Raw genomic sequence first — 17,209 nt, 5'->3', positions numbered from 1 at the left:
CTGCCCTTTAACTAAAAGCGGCAGCATGAGAGGCCGAATTGAACGATGATGCAAACGTCACTGAGCAATCTGTAACGCCTCGTTCTGCTGGGCGTCAGGGAGCGGATTCTGCCCGTTCCTCCCTCTTTTCTCAAAGCATAGAAGGAACCATTGAGCGGAAGGTTCTGCTTTCAAGGCTCGCGCTTATTTGGGAGCGGGGATGGCCTCTTGTGCTTTGGCCAATCTCGTTTCTTGCGGTCTACGCAGGTCTGAGTTTCCTTGGTTTCTGGCAAGTCATCCCGCTCTATCTAGTGGGTACGCTTGTGGTGGTCCTCGCTGCCGGTTTTTCTGTTAGCGTTTGGCGGTGCCGCACCTTTAGATTTCCCACGCGAGCTGATTGCCTAAGACGCGTCGAGTTGCAGAGCGGTGTTGATCACCGACCTCTCGTTGGTATGGAAGATCGCCTTGCAGCTGGCGCGGATGACCCTGCTGCCAGCGCTTTATGGACGGTCCATCAAAAACGCCTGCGAGAGGCTCTGGGTGCTCTTAAAGTAGGTTACCCCAATGCAAAGACTTACCAGAGGGACCCCTATGGCATCCGCGCTGTGGTTGGGCTGTTCGTTGTTGCAAGCCTCGGTCTTTCCGGCGGTGCGAATTGGCAAAGCCTTCTAGATCCCTTCAACCGCCAAGCTTCCGGCACTTCTGTTGCGACGCGCATTGATGCATGGATTACACCGCCGCTTTATACTGGTGAAGCGCCGATATTTTTGAGCGGAAGTTCCATGGAACTGCGGGAGGAAGGTGCCCCGATAACAGTGGTTGAGGGCAGTGAGGTGCTGGTTCGCGTTCAAGGGGACCGCGAAGCCTCTATGTATTTTAAGGGCGAGGATACCACTGGAGCAGGAGAACCACTTCCAGAGATCAAAGCGCCGGATGGAAGGCGTCAACAGGCTCAAGAATGGCAGTTTGATTTAGCCTCCAGTGGGGAGTTGGTGCTTGCTGAAGGGCGGAACATCATCCGTTCATGGCAATTTTCGGTAACCGAAGACAAGCCTCCGCAAATCCGTTTGCTTGAACCGCCAAGCGAGCAGCTTTCTGGCAGTCTCAAGCTTCTTTACGAGGCAGGCGATGATTATGGGGTAGCATCGGCGCGGGCAGAAATCGCGGCTTCTGGCTCTATGCAAAGGGCGCACAAGCCGTTATCGCCTCTCGTTGAAGCGCCAAAATTCATGCTGAGTTTGCCTGCTGGCAAGGGGCTAAGTGGGACAGCAGAGACATTTAAAGACCTTACTGCGCATCCATGGGCGGGATCAGAGGTCTTCTTGGTATTGATCGCAGTGGATGAAGCAGGACAGGAAACGCGGAGTGATCCTGTTCGCCTTACCTTGCCACAACGACGGTTTACCGAGCCTCTGGCTCTGTCGTTGGTGGAGCAACGCCGCGAACTGGCGATGGATACGAACCGGCAGGTTGATGTTATCGATGCAATGGATAGCCTGCTTATCGCGCCAGAGGTATTCATCAATGACGCTGGTATCTATTTGCCGCTAAACCACGTTTATTCGCGCCTTACTGATGCCCGTAGCGATGAAGCGCTTACGCCGATTGTCGGCGCTCTTTGGGATATTGCTCTGACTGTCGAAGATGGCGATCTATCTCACGCAGAGCGTGCTTTGCGTGAAGCGCAGGAAGCTTTGCGCCGTGCGCTGGAAGAGGGTGCCTCTGAAGCGGAAATCGCCAAGTTGATGGATAACCTTCGCAAGGCCCTTCAGGAATATTTGCAGGCGCTTAGACAACAGATGGAGCAATCTCCTCAAACAGCGCAGCAAATGCCGCCCGACCCCAATGCCCAGAGCATCAGTCCCCAAGACCTTGAGGAGATGATGCGGCGCATGGAGGAGTTGGCAAAAACCGGATCTCTAGAGGCTGCTCGGGAACTGCTGGCGCAAATGCAGCAAATGCTTGAAAATCTGCAGACCGCAAGGCCTCAGCGCCCGAACCCACAGCAGCAAAAGATGCTGGAAGCGCTACAGGAGCTTGGTGACCTGATAGAAGGGCAGCAGTCTTTGATGGATGAAACCCATCAGCAACGTCAGCAAAATGGTCAGATGCAGCAGGATCAAGGCGGGCAGAGCATGGAAGATGCGTTGCGCTCCTTGCAAAAACAGCAGGGTGCATTGTCTGATCGCTTGCAAAAGCTTCTTGATGATCTTGCAAACAATGGAGCAGAGCCGAACCAGCAACTGGATCAAGCTGGTGAAGCCATGGGCGATGCCCAAGACGCGCTGAAAGAAGGGCAGACAGGACAGGCTGTTGGAGAGCAGGGCGAAGCTGTTGAGGCTCTAAGGCAAGGTGCACGACAATTGGCGGATCAGCTTACTGGGCAAAGTGGCGGCCAAAGCGCGGGAACGCGCTCGCCCTATAGCCAAGATCCCTTGGGCCGTATGCGCCGCACAGAGGGGCCGGAGTTTGGCAATCAGGTGGAAATTCCAGACGTGATCGACGTTCAGCGGGCACGCCGTATTCTGGAAGAGCTCCGCCGCCGGTTCTCTGATCCGGATCGCCCGCCGCACGAGCTCGACTATCTGGAACGTCTTCTCAAACAGTATTAAGCCCGCGGCGCTAGAGGCGACGGGCTTCTTCTACGCTTTATAGATGTGTGAAGAGCGCTGTTCTTCGCGGCTTAGGCGTAGATACGCGGCTTTGCGTGAATTTCTTCGCCTGCCAAAGCGCGTGCTACAGCTTGCCGAACTTCTACTAGAGAAAACGGCTTGGTGATCACGTCTTTAATGCAGCCGCTCAGCTCGTCAGAGCGTTCGCGCTGGTCTGCATAGCCTGTCATCAATAGGATAGGTAAGCCGGGATAGCGCTGACTGGTCTGCATGGCCAGATCAATGCCATCCATCTCCGGCATTTTGATATCGGACAGCAGCAGGTCGAAGGCTCCCTGATTTTGCAAGAGAGCCTCAGCCGCTTCGGTGCCGTCTTCAACAGCGGTTACGTTATGGCCATCAAGCTCAAGGGCTCGTTTTACGAAAACCCGGACTGCTTCATCGTCTTCTGTCAGAAGTACGCGTGCCATTGCCGTTTCCCCTTTTAGGCGTCGCCTTCCTGCGGGACGTACCCGATGAATGGCAACTGTCTGAAGGCATGAGCCATGTCCATGCCGTAACCCACTACGAATTTATCTGGGCATTCAAAGCCAACATAGTCGGCTGTGATATCCGCTTTGCGGTGCTCTGGCTTATCAAGAAGCGCAGCAACACGAACAGAGCGAGCACCACGTTTTGCAATCATGTCTGCTGCAAAGCGCAGGGTGCGGCCAGATTCCAGAATGTCATCTACCAAAACTACGTCGCGATCGGTCACATCGCTCTCGATGTCGCGCAACACAGTTACGGTGCCAGATGACACTGTTTCCCTTCCATAACTGGAAAGGTGTAAAAATTCCATTTCCGGAGCCATACCGGCGGTGTGCAGTGCGCGGGCAAGGTCCGCAGCGAACATGAAGCTGCCCTTTAGTACTGCTACGACCAGCAGGTCCTTTGGCTCGTCTTTCGCGATTTCTTCTGCAATAGCGTTAACACGTGTGGCGATGATTTCTTCATCAAACAACACACGGATTTCCGGCTGTCCGGTCATCGAATGCTCGCTCTTCTGTCTTGGCGCCCTACGAAGCGCAATTGTATGTCTGCGGCCCTTTCCGGTGGCGATACCAACCGGGTGCGGAACCGTGTGGTTGCACCTGGGTCCAAATGAGCTTCTTTGGGCTCAATGGTCCAAGCATATATTTCCTGCAAATCCTGAGAGCGCAAAGAAAGGCGCACAGCAGGAATAGGGTTAGTCTTCCCGGTAATATTTTCGATGGTTCCTTCAACCACCAAAATTTCCGAGGTCTCTTCGTATTCACGAAAAGTTCTCAGGTCCTTGAAGACGAGTCCACGCAGGTTAATTTCTATGCCAACGAGCTGGTAAAGCTCCGCTAGTTCAGGATAGGCCCTTACCAGTTCGTCACGATATTTAAAAGTGACAAAGCAAAGTACAAGGGAGGCTACAAAAAGAGCCAAGCCCATGCGTCGGCGCACCCTTATAGCACTGGATTTTCTGGAAGACGGTGATTTTTTTACAGACTCCCGTTTGTTTTTGGGAGTTACGGGTATATCCGCGCTGTTTTTCGGTTCTGTAGGGCTAGAAATACGCGAGTCCTGCGCCACTTCACTACTCTCTAGCGAAGAAGGCTGGCTTTGATCTTGCTGGTCGGCGATTTCATCATCGTTGGCTGCAGAGCGCTGGCTTGCAGAATCTGCTGTGCCGTTCGTCTTGGCGCTTGTCTGGCGGTCCAAATCCATCCATTGCTCGTCTGCCTCTGTTTCACTGGCTGTTTTGGGAACCTCGGCAAACCAGTGGGAGCTGCATCGGGCGCACTTCACCTTTCTCCCGGCAGAGCCAAGGGAGCTAACGGGCACCTGATAGGCGGTGCCGCAATCAGGACAAGCGATCCTCACGCGTTTAAAACCCCGGTAACAAGAGCATGACAGGAGCTGATGTTGAAGCTGCCTGCAGGATGATGGAATGCGAAGCACCTCATGATCCGAGGCCAGTGGATAATAAATATGCTTAATGAAGGGTTAATTTTGCGTTGTTGCAGGGCAGGGTAATAGGGTGAAGTTCTGTATTTGTGCGCATGCATGGCGACTTGGCAAAAGTTTTAAACGGGAACTAAGCTGGGGATAGTTGCAAACCCGAAAAGCACAGACTTAATTATGCGTTAACAGCAAATCAGTAGCGTCGCTGTGACAGTGAGGAGCAGGCGTTGATTAAATTCGAAAATGTCGGGCTTCGGTATGGGATGGGTCCTGAAATCCTGAAGGACCTGACATTCAGTATCGAACCACAATCATTTCAGTTTCTTACCGGCCCGTCGGGTGCCGGTAAAACAAGTTTGCTGCGTCTGCTGTTTATGTCGCTTAAGCCTACGCGCGGGTTTATCAGCATCTTTGGTCAGGATTGTACCCAGATCAGCCGTGCCAGAATGCCGGCAATGCGTCGCCGTATTGGCGTCGTCTTTCAGGATTTCCGTCTGCTTGAGCATTTAACGACCTATGAGAATGTCGCGCTGCCACACCGCGTCGCCGGTAAATCCGAGCACGAATACCGTGCCGATGTGATTGATCTGCTGAAATGGGTGGGGCTGGGGGACCGGATGCATGTTCTTCCGCCGGTTCTTTCAGGCGGTGAAAAACAGCGTGCCGCTATCGCGCGGGCGCTGATTACCCAACCTGAAGTTCTGCTGGCCGATGAGCCGACCGGTAACGTTGATCCGCCGTTGGCTCGCCGTTTGGTGCGCTTGTTTATCGAGCTTAATCGCTTGGGAACTTCTGTGCTTATAGCGACCCACGATCTGCATTTGCTTGAACAGGTGGATGCACGCCATCTGGTTTTGAACGACGGGCGGCTGACTATTTATGACTGATCGACGTGGACCAAGCGCCCCGCGCAGCGACATGCAGCAGAAGCGTCAAGGTTCGGCGCAGCCAAAGCCTGCTGCGGGGAAGGGCACTCGGCCTGCAGCCAAGCAAGCGCCTACAGCGGCGCAGCCTTCCAGAAAGCGCAAACGCCAATCCCACAGGCCAACAGCGCCAATCGTACCGCCGCAAAACGTGGTGGGCAGCGCTTTGATGCTGGTTGTGGCGATCATGAGTTTTCTGGCCTGCCTTACCGTTGGCTTTGTGAGCATTGTGCAAGATGCAGCCAACGACTGGAGTAATGATCTGGTGCGTGAGGTGACCATCCAGATCCGTCCGACCGAGGGCATCAATATGTTGCGCGAGATCGACAGGACAATTGCTCTGGTTCAAGAGTTTCCGGGTGTCGGACAGGCGAGAGCCTTCTCTGACAAGGAAACGGAAGACCTGCTTTCTCCTTGGCTAGGGGCTGGTTTGCAGCTTGAAGAGTTGCCTGTGCCGCGCATCATTTTGGTAGAAATTAGCGCGCCTGAGCAGCTTGATATCAATGAGCTAAAACAACAGGTGGAAAGCGATATTCGCGGCGCGAGCCTTGATGATCACCGGCTTTGGACAAGACAACTTTCTGCCATGGCCAACGCCATTGTTATCGGCGGGTTTGCCGTTCTGGTTCTTGTGCTTATTTCGATGATTTTGTCGGTGGTGTTTGCGACAAGGGCAGCTATGGCGGGGAACAAGGAAGTTGTTGAAGTGCTGCACTTTGTTGGCGCGGAAAACAGCTTTGTTGCACGCCAGTTTCAAAAGCACTTCCTTTGGCTGGGCCTTAAAGGCGGTGGCATAGGCGGCGGTGTTGCTGTGCTATTGTTCCTTCTAGCCGAGTTTATGGGCGGAGCTACAAAGGCGGGACAAGCATTTTCAAGCCAACTGCAAGCGCTTGTTGGATCTGTGTCGGTGGGTGTAACGGGTTACGTTGGTGTTGCTGCTGTGGTGTTGCTTGTTGCAGCGCTTACCGCGTTTACGTCGCGGCTGGCAGTTCACTCGCACCTTTCCAACATGGAATAGCGAGTCTTTCCGTTTAAAAAACAACGAAATTTGATGTTATGTTAGGGTATGGCAAGCGAAATTCGGGAACACACGCAGCCAGAACCTAATGATTTTCTGCGGCAAACTGGTGTTCCAAAAGAGCAAAACAGACAGGCAAAAGTGTCTGCAAAAGAGGTGCGAAAACGGGCGTTTTCGTGGCGGAAACTGCTGCGCCGGTTATTTCTGGCTGCGTGCGTTTCTGTTTCCCTCTTTCTGGTTGCGTTCTTCACAGGATTTTCGTGGTTTGTCTCATCGCTAACCCCCTCCTTGGAACATCCCCCTGAATATGCAGAGGGTATTGTTGTGCTCACAGGCGGGCGTGAGCGCATTTCAAAATCATTGAACATGTTGGCGGAAGGAAAAGCCAAGCGTTTGCTAATCTCTGGCGTTAATCCGCAGACAACAGCCCAGCAAATCGCCCGTCTTACGTCGCAGCAGATCGCCTTGTTTGATTGCTGTGTCGATTTGGACCGTAAAGCACTCAATACTGTTGGGAATGCAGAAGAAACAGCGCTTTGGGTGAGAAACAACGCCTTTGACTCACTGCTTGTGGTGACTAGCGCCTACCACATGCCAAGAGCGCTGTTGGAGTTGCAGCACCAACTGCCAGAAATCGAACTTAAGCCTGCTCCTGTCTTCCACACTGGGCTAAAATTGCAGGAGTGGTACAAGAGCTGGGCAACAACAAAGCTTCTCCTTCGCGAATTTGTAAAGTATATCCTCGTGCGAACGCGTGTGGAGTTGGCGCTTACCTAGACCTGTATAAACGTCAGTGCCTCCCTTAACCGAATAGATGTCTGATGTGGCCTTGGCCATAGTTAGGCGATGGCTTGTGATCCGGACTAATGATTTACGCTCGATCTTTACTGTTTAATTTTCTGTTCTATCTCACCACGTTTGTGCTGATGATTGTTGCAAGTCCGGTGTTCCTATTGCCGCGCCGCTGGGGTGTCTGGGTTTTGCCGGTCTGGTCGCATATCGAGGTATTCCTGCTGCGTTGGGTTGCTGGCGTTCGCTCGGAAGTTACCGGTTGGGAAAATATTCCAAAGGGTGGCTGTATCATTGCGTCCAAGCATCAGTCTGCTTGGGAAACCTTTGCCCTGTTGCCAGGGCTGCATGATCCAACCTTCATCTTGAAGCGTGAGCTGCGTTATGTGCCGATTTTCGGTTGGTACACCGCCAAGTTCCGCCAGATTCCGGTTGATCGTGGTAAGCGCACCCTTGCTCTTGCGGCAATGACAGAAAAAGCCCGCGAAGCGATTGCTGAAGACCGCAATATCATCATCTTCCCTGAAGGCACACGTCGTCCAGCTGGAGCCGAGCCGAAGTACAAATTCGGTATTGCGCACCTGTACAAAAACCTTGATTGCCCGGTTATTCCAGTCGCGATCAACTCAGGTGTCTACTGGCCGCGTCGTCGTTTCTTCCGCTTCCCGGGCACGATTAAAGCTGAGATCCTGCCAGCAATCGAACCGGGTTTGCCTATGGAAGTGTTCATGGAGCAGCTACAGGTTCGGATTGAAAACGCGTCGAACCGCCTGCTGGATGAGGCGGCAAAAGAAACGCCAGACAATATCATCATCAAGGAAGCGCGCCAAAGGCAGCGAGCGAATGCGGTAGCACGGTCCCGTCAGCCAGCGGAAAGCTAAAACTATTGAAAACGGCTGTGAGTTTCATAGCCGTTTTTTTGGTAGCAGTTTGTTCATATTTTGTTCTATATATTTCGAGTGTGAAATCGAACAAAGTGTGAACAAGAGATATGCAGTACGCCCTGTTTTCCCAAAGACAGCCAAAAGTCGCCGCCTCAAGTGTTGCACAGGCGCTCGGCCTTGAAGACCGTTTTGCCTACTGGCATGGCCGCTCGGGTCAGCGCTATTTGTTCACACGCGTTCCTGCCGATGAGTTGGAGCACTACAGCGATAGCCTCGTTCTGGTGGTTAAGAAGGCAGATCAAAGTGAACTGGTTTGGTCTGGGCAGTTAGATCAGGATGGGCAGATGTTGTCTGCCGGTCTACCAAAGCCGATGCCGGAAGATTGTGTTGTGCTGCTGCATTTCCTCGCCACGGGTGACGAGGATAGAAAAGCTGCTTTCGATGATCTTGCGTTGTGTGCTGCCTAGGCTTTTAGCGCGTTGGCGAGCCATTCAAGATTATGGTCTTTGATACCAAGCTCTTGAATATGCTGCGCTGTGTTGATGACATATTCGGGATTTTCACCAGACATACCGATAGCGCCGCGCACAATATCCAACTGATGCTGTAATGGCAGGGCGCCTGCATATTGCTGGTGGTCGCGGTCTACCACAAAGGTGAGGGCTGTTACTTTCTGCGTGGCAGCGCTGCCCAGCTTTATGGTGCGATAGGTTTCTTTATAAACCATCGTCTGCTGCTCACGTTCGCGCAAGTACGCGACGGTTTCATCCATATTGTCAGCATGAACGCGATAGGCCATGCCGCGGCATGCTCCGCCGCGGTCCAATCCAAACACCAATCCCGGCCGTTCTTGAGTGCCGCGATGCACCCACGAATAAACGCAGAGCGAACGATGGGAGCCGTGTAAAAGGGCGGGAACTTTTTCTTCGTAGGCAAAGCCCGGCCGCCACATCAAACTTCCATAGCCAAAGACCCAAAGATCGCTCATATGCACAAACTCATATAAAAAACAGTTGTAACCGCTAAAAAGGCCCCCTAAGCCTTGTGCAATCGCATCAAAACCAGAAGGGGGTAATCTATGTCCGAGGACATTAAACCGAAGAGCTCTCCGCGCAAGCCAACCTTTGTGCTGATTGGGCTGGTGGTTCTCTTCTGTATCGGCTGGACCGGTTTCTGGTTTTACGGCAAGAACTCGCTGGATGCGAGGCTGGCCGAAGTGTTTGATGCAAGTGACAAGCAAGCTGCCTTAGAGTGCACTGATCGTTCGTTTAGCGGCTTTCCGGCTCGCTATCAATTGAACTGCTCGCGCTTCTCCGTTGAGAACGCAGGCGAGAAACTGACCTTGGATGGCCTGCGGGCGGTGACAATGGCTTATACGCCCAACCGCTTGATTGTAGAGGCTGATGGGCCAGCAAGCGCAGTTTTGCCGTCACAAGATACCAGCGTGGATGCTGAATGGGCCAGTGCGCGCGCCAGTGCCCGTTTTGGTGTTGATCAGAAAGTTAATCCGGTTCTTTCCCGTTTGGACTTGGAGATAAGGGAACTAGAGCTTGATGTTGAAACTCGCCAAGCACCTTTGAGCGCGAGTGCTCAGGAACTGCAGTTGCATACCCGCCGGAACGAAGAACAGCCGCAAGCTATGGATGTTGCAGGCTCACTTTCCGGCTTCAAACTGCTCGAGCAAGCAAACAGGCTGCCTGATGCTGACGTTTCTTTTGTCCTAACGCTCAACGACGGTATGGGGTTGGTGAACGGCAAGCACAGGTCATTAGAGGATCTGTTTGCAGCCGAGGGGATAGATATTTCCCTGAAATCCCTACGGGTACAGCTGGGAGATCTGGTGCTGGAAACCCAAGGCGAGCTGTCAGTTGATCAACAAGGACGCCTTTCTGGTGACCTTCCTGTAACGATTGAAGGGATTGAGGGACTGGCGCACGTTATGGCGCCGTTCTTCCCTGAGGGGTCTAAAGCTCCAAAATCCATTCAAACGACTATGAAGACATTTGGATCAGGGGCGCAAGCTGATGGCAAAGCCGTCATTCGGCTGCCAATCACTTTGAAGAATGGCCGCGCCCGCTTGGTCTTTATTGATCTCGGACCAGTTCCACCGCTTTTCTAAAAGCGAAGGGCGCGTGCTGCTGAAAAGTGTCAGCGCCGCGCCCTTAGGTCTTCTAAATCTGAACTCCCTTTAAGGGATGCGAGCCGATTAGGCGTCTGCCAAGCGGTCCAAAGAAACGTTGTAAGTCTTTTCTTCGCCAGGTTCGCCAATGCGCTTGTAAAGATCGCTGCCGAAGTCTTTGTTCTCGGAAACCATCCAGCGTACGTGAGACCATTCACGCTCTTTGCCAGCAGCAGCGATAAAGCCGATCAGCGCTTTGCCGATGCCTTTGCCCTGATATTCTGGCTGTACGTAAATGTCGTCCAACTGGCCAACGCGGAAGCCGGTGATTAGGTCTGGCAGGTCGAAAAATATCGCGAAGCCGATCAAGGTGTCCCCGTCAAAGGCGCCGATCAACTCTGCGGTTTTATCACCCAGAACACGTTCAGCGTACACTTCATCAGGGCGGCGTGGCGCTCCGCGGCGTACGGCTTGTGCGTTTTCTGCAATAAGTACTGCGAGCGTAGGGGCGTCGCTATAATCAAGGACTCTGATTGTCAGGTCACTCATGCTCTTCTTTTTCCTGTCCCATAAATTTCCCAGATATACAGTGACGCGAAATTCAGTCCCAAATCAAGTGAGTATTCCGTAGCGACGCGTAAATCCTCGACCAATTTAATGTAGCCATTGATTGCATTGAAAAATCACTTCAGGGCCGATATGGATTTTTCCTGATTTGGTGTTTTTCAATTTGGCTTGCAACGATGAATAGTTTTTCGCGTCAAACAGCGACCATGATCGGCTTCTCCACGATCTTCATGTGGTCTTTTCTTGGTCCGTTCGGCGCGGCTTCCGGCACGGTTCCGCCGTTTCTGCTCAATGCCATGTGTTTTGCGATTTCCGGCGGTTTGGCGATGGCGCGCCTTGCTGTAACTGGTCGCGGGTTTAGCAGCTTGCGTCAGCCGAAACGGGTGTGGCTGCTGGGTGTTGCTGGGCTTTTCGGGTATCACGCCTTTTATTTTCTAGGTCTGCGCAACGCACCGCCACTTGAGGCGAACCTCATCAACTACCTATGGCCGGTTTTGATTGTTGTGTTCTCGGCGCTTTTGCCGGGCGAGCGCCTGCGCATCCACCATATCATCGGCGTCCTTCTGGGCCTCTTGGGTGTCGGTGTTTTGCTGATGAAAGATGGCTCTCTGGCCGTTAGCGACGAGTACTGGCTTGGCTACTTGTGCGCGCTGGCAGCGGCACTTTTCTGGTCTTCCTATTCGGTGCTTTCTCGCCGCTTTCCTTCCGTTCCAACGGATGCTGTCGGTGGGTTTTGTATTGCCACCGCGGTTCTATCCCTTGGCGCTCACTTGCTTTTTGAAGAAACCCAGTTTCCGCAGACAGCAGTGCAATGGGCGGCGATTGTCGGCATGGGGCTTTTCCCGCTTGGCCTTTCGTTCTTCACATGGGACATCGGCATGAAGCACGGCGATATTCAGATTTTGGGAGCAAGCGCCTATGCCGCGCCTCTTCTTTCTACGCTTTTGATGATCTTGCTGGGGTTTGGCTCGCTCACCATGCCCGTTGTTGCCTCCTGCCTGCTTATCGTTCTTGGTGCTGTGGTGGCTGCAAAGGATCTGATCTTCCGGCGTTCTCTAGCGGCTTCACAATAGCTCTTACGGGTAGTGGTGCAGTGCAGCAAATTCAGTTACAACTCATGGTCAGTTTTATGCGCATGGGGAGGTTCGCATGACACCTGAAGCCAAAGACAGTGAATTTAGGCCGCGCCGGAGTGTGCTTTATATGCCGGGCTCTAATGCTAGAGCGCTGGAAAAAGCCAAGCAGCTGGATGCGGACGGGCTTATTCTCGATCTGGAAGATGCTGTTGCGCCTGATGCTAAAGCTGTCGCCAGAGAGCAGGTGTGCGCTGCGGTGAAAGCGGGTGGTTACGGTCACCGCGAAGTTGTCATTCGTATCAACGGGCTGGAGACGGACTGGGGCGCTGAAGACTTGGCAGCAGCAGTACAAGCTGGGGCCGATGCCATCGCTATTCCCAAAGTAAGCAGCGCCGAAGACCTTGCTTATGTTCGTCAGGTTCTTGGAGAGCTACAGGCAGAACCTACCGCGCTTTGGGCGATGTTGGAAACACCGCTTGCCATGCTCAATGCCAAGGAAATAGCGCTGGCAGCAAGCGATCCGTTGTATCCGGTCACCGTTTTTGTGATGGGTACCAATGACCTGGCTAAGGAGAGCGGTGCGCGCTTTTCTAATCAGCGCATGGCCTTTTTGCCGTGGTTGATGACGGGTGTAGCCGCTGCCCGCGTTGCTGGTGTTGATGTTCTGGATGGCGTTTACAACGATTTCGCCGACCTCGATGGTTTTGCGGCCGAGTGTGAGCAAGGGGCGGATCTTGGGATGAATGGCAAGACGCTTATCCATCCAAAACAGATTGAAGCGGCCAATCGTATCTTCGCGCCAAGTACTGCCGAAGTGGAGTGGGCGAAGAAAATCATCGCTGCGTTCGAGTTGCCAGAAAGTGCAAGCAAAGGCGCTGTTCAGGTTGAAGGCAAGATGGTGGAGCGTCTGCATGCCCAGATGGCAGAGCGCACAGTTATGATTGCACAGGCGATTGAAGGGCGGGGTGAGTAACAGATTAGTGCGCCGGAGCCTTCTGGTTTTCCGCAGCTAATTTTGTTAGGTTCCCATCCCGTTTCAATTGTAGTGAAGAGACTTGCAATGCGTCTTTATCGTCTGATCACCGAACCAGATACCTCTGAATTTTGTCACCGCGTGAGTGAAGCGCTCAACAAGGGTTGGGAACTTCATGGCTCTCCAACCATGACCTACGACGCGACCAAAGGTGTGACCATGTGCGGACAGGCTGTTATCAAGCATGTTCCTGAAGAGACCTTTGTAAAAGGCGAAACAAAGCTCGGTCAGTACTGATATATTTACTTGCCAGTTTGAAACCTGCTCCAGAGAAACGGGGCAGGTTTCCTTTATCTGAGAAATAACCCTAACTCGTTGAAGCACGGAATTTCCTGTAGGCGTTGATTAACGCAAAGAGGAAATGGTCCTGTGCTTGATATATTTCTCAATGTTGTCTTGCCGATTTTCTGTGCTGTATTGATCGGCTACATTGTAGGCAAGATTAAATACTTTGATGACGCGGATGCTCGCGTAATTAACAAGACCGTATTCTACGTTCTTCTCCCTCCGCTCTTGTTCATATTGGTCGCTGAAGCACCATTCGAACAGTTCGATTATTTCTATGTTCTTGGTTATTTGGGCGCGGAACTGTTTGTCTATGCGGCAACGTTCTGTCTTGCTCGCCTCGTCTTCAAAAGGTCGTTTACAGAAAGCTTGCTGCTGGGCATGGCGACAGCGTTCTGTAACCATACCTTTGTGATTTTGCCGATTGCCGAATTGTTGCACGGTGCGGATTCCACTCTTCCGGTGATTTCCGTAATCGTTGTCGACAACATTATTCTGCTTGGCGGTACGATCCTTGTGTTGGAGATGACCAGTAAGAAGCAGGAGGGCAATCCACTCGTCAATCTGGCCAAGAACTTCGTAAAGAACCCGAATATCATGGCGCTGGTGCTGGGTACTCTGGTGAACTTTGCAGGCTTCTCGCTGGATAACGGTTTCGGGGTCTATAGCCGTTTTCTGGGTAACGCCTCTGCACCATGTTCGTTGTTTGCGCTTGGCATTGTGCTTAGCCAGCAGCAGCTTGGCGGTGAGCGCAAAATCATGATGGCGATCACCTTCATGAAGCTGGTGTTTATTCCAGTCGTTGCGTGGCTTTTGTTCGTTCCGGTGTTTTCGCTGTCAGACTTCTGGGTCCCTCAAGGTGTGCTCGTGGCTGCCGGACCTTGTGGTGTTCTAACCTTTGTGCTGGGCATTCAGTATCGGGCGAGGGTGGATCTGCTGAGCGAGGTTATTTTGGTAACAACCTTCCTGTCGGCGTTCACTATTACGATTGTGGCTGCACTGCCGCTTTAACTGATAGGTTGAAATACCTGTGACAAGTTGGAGCGTCGCTCAATGAGGCGCTCCAGCGTAACCCTTGGCGGTTCCGTTCAAGGGGTCCCTCTGTGCTCAACGTATTTTTGAATGCTGTTCTGCCGATTTTCGGCGCTGTCCTTTTGGGTTTTGCAGGTGGCCGCATTGGCCTGTTTTCGAATCAAGAAGCCCAGACCTTCAACCGCCTTGTGTTTTATGCACTCCTGCCGCCGTTCTTTTTGTACATGGTGGGCACGGCTCCGTTTTCATCATTCGAGCCTCTTTATGTCGTCGGGTACATGGCCGTTGCGGTTCTGGTGAACCTCACAACCTTCTGCATTACCCGCTTCGTGTTCAAGCGGCCAATCTTGGAATGTGTGCTCTTTGGCTTTATGGCCGCCTTCACCAACCATACGTTCTTTGTGCTGCCGATCGCGCAAGTGATTTATGGCGTTGATGCGGTACTGCCTATCGTTGCCGTAATCGCCACCGATACGATGATTATGTACGGCATCACCGTCGTAATTCTCGATTGCGCCAGCAGCACCTCCAAAGTTAACCCGGCGCTGAAGATCATCACATGCATCATCAAGAACCCGCACGCCATGTCTATGCTGGCAGGGCTGGGGCTCAATTTGATGGCGGTGTCCTTTGACAATGGCTTGGGCGTGTTTACCCGCTTCTTGGGTGATGCTGCTTCGCCTGTTTCCCTGTTCGCGCTTGGTATTTTCTTGAGTGCACAAAAGCTGACAGAAAACAAAATGCTTGTGACCACCATCTCCTGCATGAAGCTGTTTGTGTTGCCAGCGTGTGCCGCTGTCATGCTGATTGGTGTTGTAGGCCTGCCGCCAAGCTGGACCAACGCAGGCGTGTTCGCCGCTGCCGGTCCTTGTGGCGTACTGCCATTTGTGCTTGCTCTGCAATACCGCGTGAATGGCGGCATTATCAGTCAGGTGCTGCTTGTAACGACCTTTGCAGCGTCGATTACATTGACGACGCTGGCCGTTCTACAAGGCTACTAGTTGCTTGCCAGTATGGCGTCCAAAAGGGCGCCATAAACCTTTTTAACCGGCTCCTGATGGCTTTGATCTGCGCGGTAAAAGTGGGTCAGGCCCGGAGCCGCGTTTACCTCAAGAACATGGGCTGGCTGTCCAGCTTCTTCCTCCGAGTGCGCCATTAGATCAACGCCTGCATAGCGAAGGCCAATGGCTTCCGCTGCTTTCACCGCAAGTGCGGCAAGGTCCGGTGCAAGGCATGAAGTGCGGTCAACGGCAGAGCCGCCCGTGGAGAGGTTTGCACCCGGTACAAGGCCAACAACTTCGCCCAAAGCTGGAACGTCACCGAGGTGCCTTCCTTGTGCTTTCAAATGCGCATGGATGCGCGGGTCATCTGCTGCAATGATCTGGCCGCCACCTCGGGTTTTTCTTGATGATAGATGAGCTTCGATCAAAGCTCCTAGCGGCGTCTCTCCATCGCCTGTGACGTTCAAAGGAATGCGTTCAACGGCGAGCAGAACATTGCCATCCAGAACGATGATGCGCAGATCTTTACCCTTCACTGCCTGCTGTACGAGCGCCTTGCCATAGGTGGTGAGAAGCTCTTTGAGGGCAACGTTTAGCTCTGCATCACAATGAGCGGCCGAAACGCCGGTGCCTTGCATTTCGTCATTCGGTTTTACGAAGACCGGATAGCCGTGATGTGTGGCAAAGGTAAGCGCGTCCGCTGTCGTTTTCAGGGTGTGGGCTCTGGCTGGGTTGCGACGCGCTATTGCTGCAATTTCTACATCCGAATGAACCATGATGCCCGTTGGCGTTGGTAATCCGGCATGGGCGAGCATATGGCCGGTATAATCTTTGTCTTTTGCCAGCTGGGCTGGTCCGTGCCCGTTTAGTGAGTACGCGGCACCAACAAATGGAAAGCGCTTACCGTCAGCTCGCTCAATGTAACCGGCGTATCTGAAATCACCATCGAGATAGAGGCGGGCACCGCGCTCCTCGCACAGTTCGGCAAAGAGCCGATTGGCGATTGGCAGGTCATCCATGTGGGCACTGGCGGCAAAAAAGGCCATTGGTGTCTCTTTCAAACGGGCTTTAAGCCAAACAAAAAAGCGGCCCATTGAGCCGCTTTCTTTCAGAATTCTTTTTGAGGGCTATCTGTCCCTGTTCTGCCGAGCATTTGCCAGATAGTCAATCTTGAACAATTTCGGATTGGTCGGGCCGTTTTCTTCTACGTTGTAGATGGCAACCGAGGTGTCGTAGCCTTGGTTATCGCGCACGGTCCACTGTTTGAGCTTGTAGTCCTTGGTGTCGAAGATCAGCGTCAGGCGACCGGAGGCAAAGCGGGTCTTATCGTCAATAACAACGGAAATCAGGTCCGGTTCGACAACAACACTGGTGACGTTGGTATCGCGGGCAAGGTCGATGTTATCGCTCAAGAGGAAGCGCAGCGGTGTTTGCGACAGCGGCCACAGGTCCTGCGTTTGCAGCTTGCGGTCTTTCACGCTGATCATCTTGCCATCAGCGATGATGTCGAGGGTCGATGGCTTGTTGTAGTAGAAGCGCACTTTACCCGGACGGCTGATGAAGAACTGGCCTTCAACGCTGCCACCGGTTGGACCAAACTGGATGAAATCTCCATGCATGGTTTTAACGCGGTTGAAGTAGTTATTGATTGCGGCCAGTGCCTGCTGCTTGGAAGGCAAGGCTTTGGTCTTTGCGGCAAGGGCAGGGGAAGGGGCCGCCACAAGGCTGGCACCTAAAAGCAGAATAGCGGCTGAGAACAGGCGCATCAGGCTCTGCTTCTTCATGCGCATCGGCATTGCAATCATCAAACAAACTCCGCGTCGGTCAATTCTGGATTGGCGGGCGCTGCAATGTGCGCCAGATTCGCCTTATTTTAACTCGTCTATTCGGCAAAGATTGGGCGGTATTTCGCCCAAT

Annotated in this window: 19 protein-coding genes and 1 pseudogene; 12 read left to right on the top strand and 8 right to left on the bottom strand. The window is 52.9% G+C overall.

Going from position 1 to position 17,209, the window contains the following annotated elements; genetic code table 11:
- Positions 1 to 38 precede the first annotated feature (38 nt).
- The gene (locus tag E1162_RS14405) at positions 39 to 2,591 is read left to right on the top strand and encodes a TIGR02302 family protein (protein ID WP_155132316.1); all 2,553 of its coding nucleotides are present in this window, start codon (positions 39 to 41) and stop codon (positions 2,589 to 2,591) included.
- Between the two features lie 71 nt (positions 2,592 to 2,662).
- Here the strand turns inward: E1162_RS14405 and E1162_RS14400 are convergent, their stop codons facing one another.
- From E1162_RS14400 to E1162_RS19795, 4 genes and pseudogenes are all read right to left on the bottom strand, one after another.
- Positions 2,663 to 3,061, bottom strand: coding sequence for a response regulator (locus E1162_RS14400; protein ID WP_155132314.1), 399 nt, complete (start codon positions 3,059 to 3,061; stop codon positions 2,663 to 2,665).
- Between the two features lie 14 nt (positions 3,062 to 3,075).
- Positions 3,076 to 3,621 carry a hypoxanthine phosphoribosyltransferase gene (hpt, locus tag E1162_RS14395; protein ID WP_155132312.1) on the bottom strand — a complete coding sequence of 182 codons (546 nt, stop codon included), beginning with the start codon at positions 3,619 to 3,621 and terminating at the stop codon, positions 3,076 to 3,078.
- Positions 3,618 to 4,328, bottom strand: a complete 711-nt coding sequence (locus E1162_RS14390; protein WP_155132310.1) for a DUF3426 domain-containing protein — start codon at positions 4,326 to 4,328, stop codon at positions 3,618 to 3,620. The genes hpt and E1162_RS14390 overlap by 4 nt, the downstream gene beginning before the upstream one ends.
- 60 nt (positions 4,329 to 4,388) lie before the next feature.
- Positions 4,389 to 4,484: pseudogene (locus tag E1162_RS19795) on the bottom strand (MJ0042-type zinc finger domain-containing protein); the annotation flags it as partial.
- Between the two features lie 308 nt (positions 4,485 to 4,792).
- On the opposite strand from E1162_RS19795, the gene ftsE reads away from it, so the two are divergent.
- The 5 genes from ftsE (at position 4,793) to E1162_RS14360 (ending at position 8,646) form a co-directional block, all read left to right on the top strand.
- Positions 4,793 to 5,452, top strand: coding sequence for a cell division ATP-binding protein FtsE (gene ftsE, locus E1162_RS14380; RefSeq protein ID WP_155132308.1), 660 nt, complete (start codon positions 4,793 to 4,795; stop codon positions 5,450 to 5,452).
- Positions 5,445 to 6,506, top strand: coding sequence for a cell division protein FtsX (locus tag E1162_RS14375; protein ID WP_257099008.1), 1,062 nt, complete (start codon positions 5,445 to 5,447; stop codon positions 6,504 to 6,506). The genes ftsE and E1162_RS14375 overlap by 8 nt, the downstream gene beginning before the upstream one ends.
- A gap of 141 nt (positions 6,507 to 6,647) precedes the next feature.
- A complete protein-coding gene (locus tag E1162_RS14370; protein ID WP_371311949.1) occupies positions 6,648 to 7,283 on the top strand; it encodes a YdcF family protein in 636 nt (211 codons plus the stop codon).
- Positions 7,284 to 7,372: 89 nt separating this feature from the next.
- Entirely contained in the window at positions 7,373 to 8,176 is an 804-nt protein-coding gene (locus E1162_RS14365) for a lysophospholipid acyltransferase family protein (protein ID WP_155132305.1), read from the top strand.
- Between the two features lie 110 nt (positions 8,177 to 8,286).
- Positions 8,287 to 8,646, top strand: coding sequence for a hypothetical protein (locus E1162_RS14360; RefSeq protein WP_155132303.1), 360 nt, complete (start codon positions 8,287 to 8,289; stop codon positions 8,644 to 8,646).
- Here E1162_RS14360 and E1162_RS14355 read toward each other — a convergent pair.
- The gene (locus E1162_RS14355; protein WP_155132301.1) at positions 8,643 to 9,167 is read right to left on the bottom strand and encodes a gamma-glutamylcyclotransferase; all 525 of its coding nucleotides are present in this window, start codon (positions 9,165 to 9,167) and stop codon (positions 8,643 to 8,645) included. The two genes, E1162_RS14360 and E1162_RS14355, sit on opposite strands and share 4 nt — an antisense overlap.
- Before the next feature lie 90 nt (positions 9,168 to 9,257).
- Between E1162_RS14355 and E1162_RS14350 the strand changes: the two genes are divergently transcribed.
- Positions 9,258 to 10,298, top strand: coding sequence for a DUF2125 domain-containing protein (locus E1162_RS14350; protein WP_155132299.1), 1,041 nt, complete (start codon positions 9,258 to 9,260; stop codon positions 10,296 to 10,298).
- 87 nt (positions 10,299 to 10,385) lie between these two features.
- On the opposite strand, the gene E1162_RS14345 is transcribed toward E1162_RS14350, so the two are convergent.
- The gene (locus tag E1162_RS14345; RefSeq protein WP_155132297.1) at positions 10,386 to 10,847 is read right to left on the bottom strand and encodes a GNAT family N-acetyltransferase; all 462 of its coding nucleotides are present in this window, start codon (positions 10,845 to 10,847) and stop codon (positions 10,386 to 10,388) included.
- 194 nt (positions 10,848 to 11,041) lie between these two features.
- Here E1162_RS14345 and yddG point away from each other — a divergent pair, with 194 nt between their 5' ends.
- From yddG to E1162_RS14320, 5 genes are all read left to right on the top strand, one after another.
- The gene (yddG, locus tag E1162_RS14340; protein ID WP_155132295.1) at positions 11,042 to 11,938 is read left to right on the top strand and encodes an aromatic amino acid exporter YddG; all 897 of its coding nucleotides are present in this window, start codon (positions 11,042 to 11,044) and stop codon (positions 11,936 to 11,938) included.
- Between the two features lie 76 nt (positions 11,939 to 12,014).
- The gene (locus tag E1162_RS14335) at positions 12,015 to 12,914 is read left to right on the top strand and encodes an HpcH/HpaI aldolase/citrate lyase family protein (protein ID WP_257099007.1); all 900 of its coding nucleotides are present in this window, start codon (positions 12,015 to 12,017) and stop codon (positions 12,912 to 12,914) included.
- Positions 12,915 to 13,001: 87 nt separating this feature from the next.
- Positions 13,002 to 13,211, top strand: coding sequence for a DUF1737 domain-containing protein (locus E1162_RS14330; protein WP_155132293.1), 210 nt, complete (start codon positions 13,002 to 13,004; stop codon positions 13,209 to 13,211).
- Between the two features lie 132 nt (positions 13,212 to 13,343).
- On the top strand, positions 13,344 to 14,270 hold the full coding sequence (locus tag E1162_RS14325) for an AEC family transporter (RefSeq protein WP_155132291.1): 927 nt from the start codon (positions 13,344 to 13,346) through the stop codon (positions 14,268 to 14,270).
- A gap of 92 nt (positions 14,271 to 14,362) precedes the next feature.
- Positions 14,363 to 15,292, top strand: a complete 930-nt coding sequence (locus E1162_RS14320) for an AEC family transporter (protein ID WP_155132289.1) — start codon at positions 14,363 to 14,365, stop codon at positions 15,290 to 15,292.
- On the opposite strand, the gene E1162_RS14315 is transcribed toward E1162_RS14320, so the two are convergent.
- Together E1162_RS14315 and E1162_RS14310 are read right to left on the bottom strand one after the other, a co-directional pair.
- Complete coding sequence (locus E1162_RS14315; RefSeq protein ID WP_257099006.1) at positions 15,289 to 16,338, bottom strand: ATP-grasp domain-containing protein; 1,050 nt, start codon at positions 16,336 to 16,338, stop codon at positions 15,289 to 15,291. The two genes, E1162_RS14320 and E1162_RS14315, sit on opposite strands and share 4 nt — an antisense overlap.
- Before the next feature lie 81 nt (positions 16,339 to 16,419).
- On the bottom strand, positions 16,420 to 17,097 hold the full coding sequence (locus tag E1162_RS14310) for an outer-membrane lipoprotein carrier protein LolA (protein WP_155132285.1): 678 nt from the start codon (positions 17,095 to 17,097) through the stop codon (positions 16,420 to 16,422).
- Positions 17,098 to 17,209: the final 112 nt, after the last annotated feature.

Origin of the sequence: Pseudovibrio flavus, assembly GCF_009711345.1 — a bacterium.
Taxonomy (GTDB): Bacteria; Pseudomonadota; Alphaproteobacteria; order Rhizobiales; family Stappiaceae; genus Pseudovibrio; species Pseudovibrio flavus.
The sequence above is the reverse complement of the archived record's forward strand: the minus strand, read 5'-3'. Positions and strand labels throughout refer to the sequence as shown.

Bases quoted from the DNA above. Each gene is read 5' to 3' on its own strand.
- E1162_RS14335 (WP_257099007.1), top strand. From the start codon at position 12,015: ATGACACCTGAAGCCAAAGACAGTGAATTTAGGCCGCGCCGGAGTGTG.
- E1162_RS14400 (WP_155132314.1), bottom strand. From the start codon at position 3,061: ATGGCACGCGTACTTCTGACAGAAGACGATGAAGCAGTCCGGGTTTTC.
- E1162_RS14330 (WP_155132293.1), top strand. From the start codon at position 13,002: ATGCGTCTTTATCGTCTGATCACCGAACCAGATACCTCTGAATTTTGT.
- E1162_RS14345 (WP_155132297.1), bottom strand. From the start codon at position 10,847: ATGAGTGACCTGACAATCAGAGTCCTTGATTATAGCGACGCCCCTACG.
- E1162_RS14350 (WP_155132299.1), top strand. From the start codon at position 9,258: ATGTCCGAGGACATTAAACCGAAGAGCTCTCCGCGCAAGCCAACCTTT.
- hpt (WP_155132312.1), bottom strand. From the start codon at position 3,621: ATGACCGGACAGCCGGAAATCCGTGTGTTGTTTGATGAAGAAATCATC.
- E1162_RS14375 (WP_257099008.1), top strand. From the start codon at position 5,445: ATGACTGATCGACGTGGACCAAGCGCCCCGCGCAGCGACATGCAGCAG.
- E1162_RS14365 (WP_155132305.1), top strand. From the start codon at position 7,373: ATGATTTACGCTCGATCTTTACTGTTTAATTTTCTGTTCTATCTCACC.
- E1162_RS14310 (WP_155132285.1), bottom strand. From the start codon at position 17,097: ATGATTGCAATGCCGATGCGCATGAAGAAGCAGAGCCTGATGCGCCTG.
- E1162_RS14355 (WP_155132301.1), bottom strand. From the start codon at position 9,167: ATGAGCGATCTTTGGGTCTTTGGCTATGGAAGTTTGATGTGGCGGCCG.
- E1162_RS14360 (WP_155132303.1), top strand. From the start codon at position 8,287: ATGCAGTACGCCCTGTTTTCCCAAAGACAGCCAAAAGTCGCCGCCTCA.
- yddG (WP_155132295.1), top strand. From the start codon at position 11,042: ATGAATAGTTTTTCGCGTCAAACAGCGACCATGATCGGCTTCTCCACG.
- E1162_RS14315 (WP_257099006.1), bottom strand. From the start codon at position 16,338: ATGGCCTTTTTTGCCGCCAGTGCCCACATGGATGACCTGCCAATCGCC.
- E1162_RS14390 (WP_155132310.1), bottom strand. From the start codon at position 4,328: ATGGATTTGGACCGCCAGACAAGCGCCAAGACGAACGGCACAGCAGAT.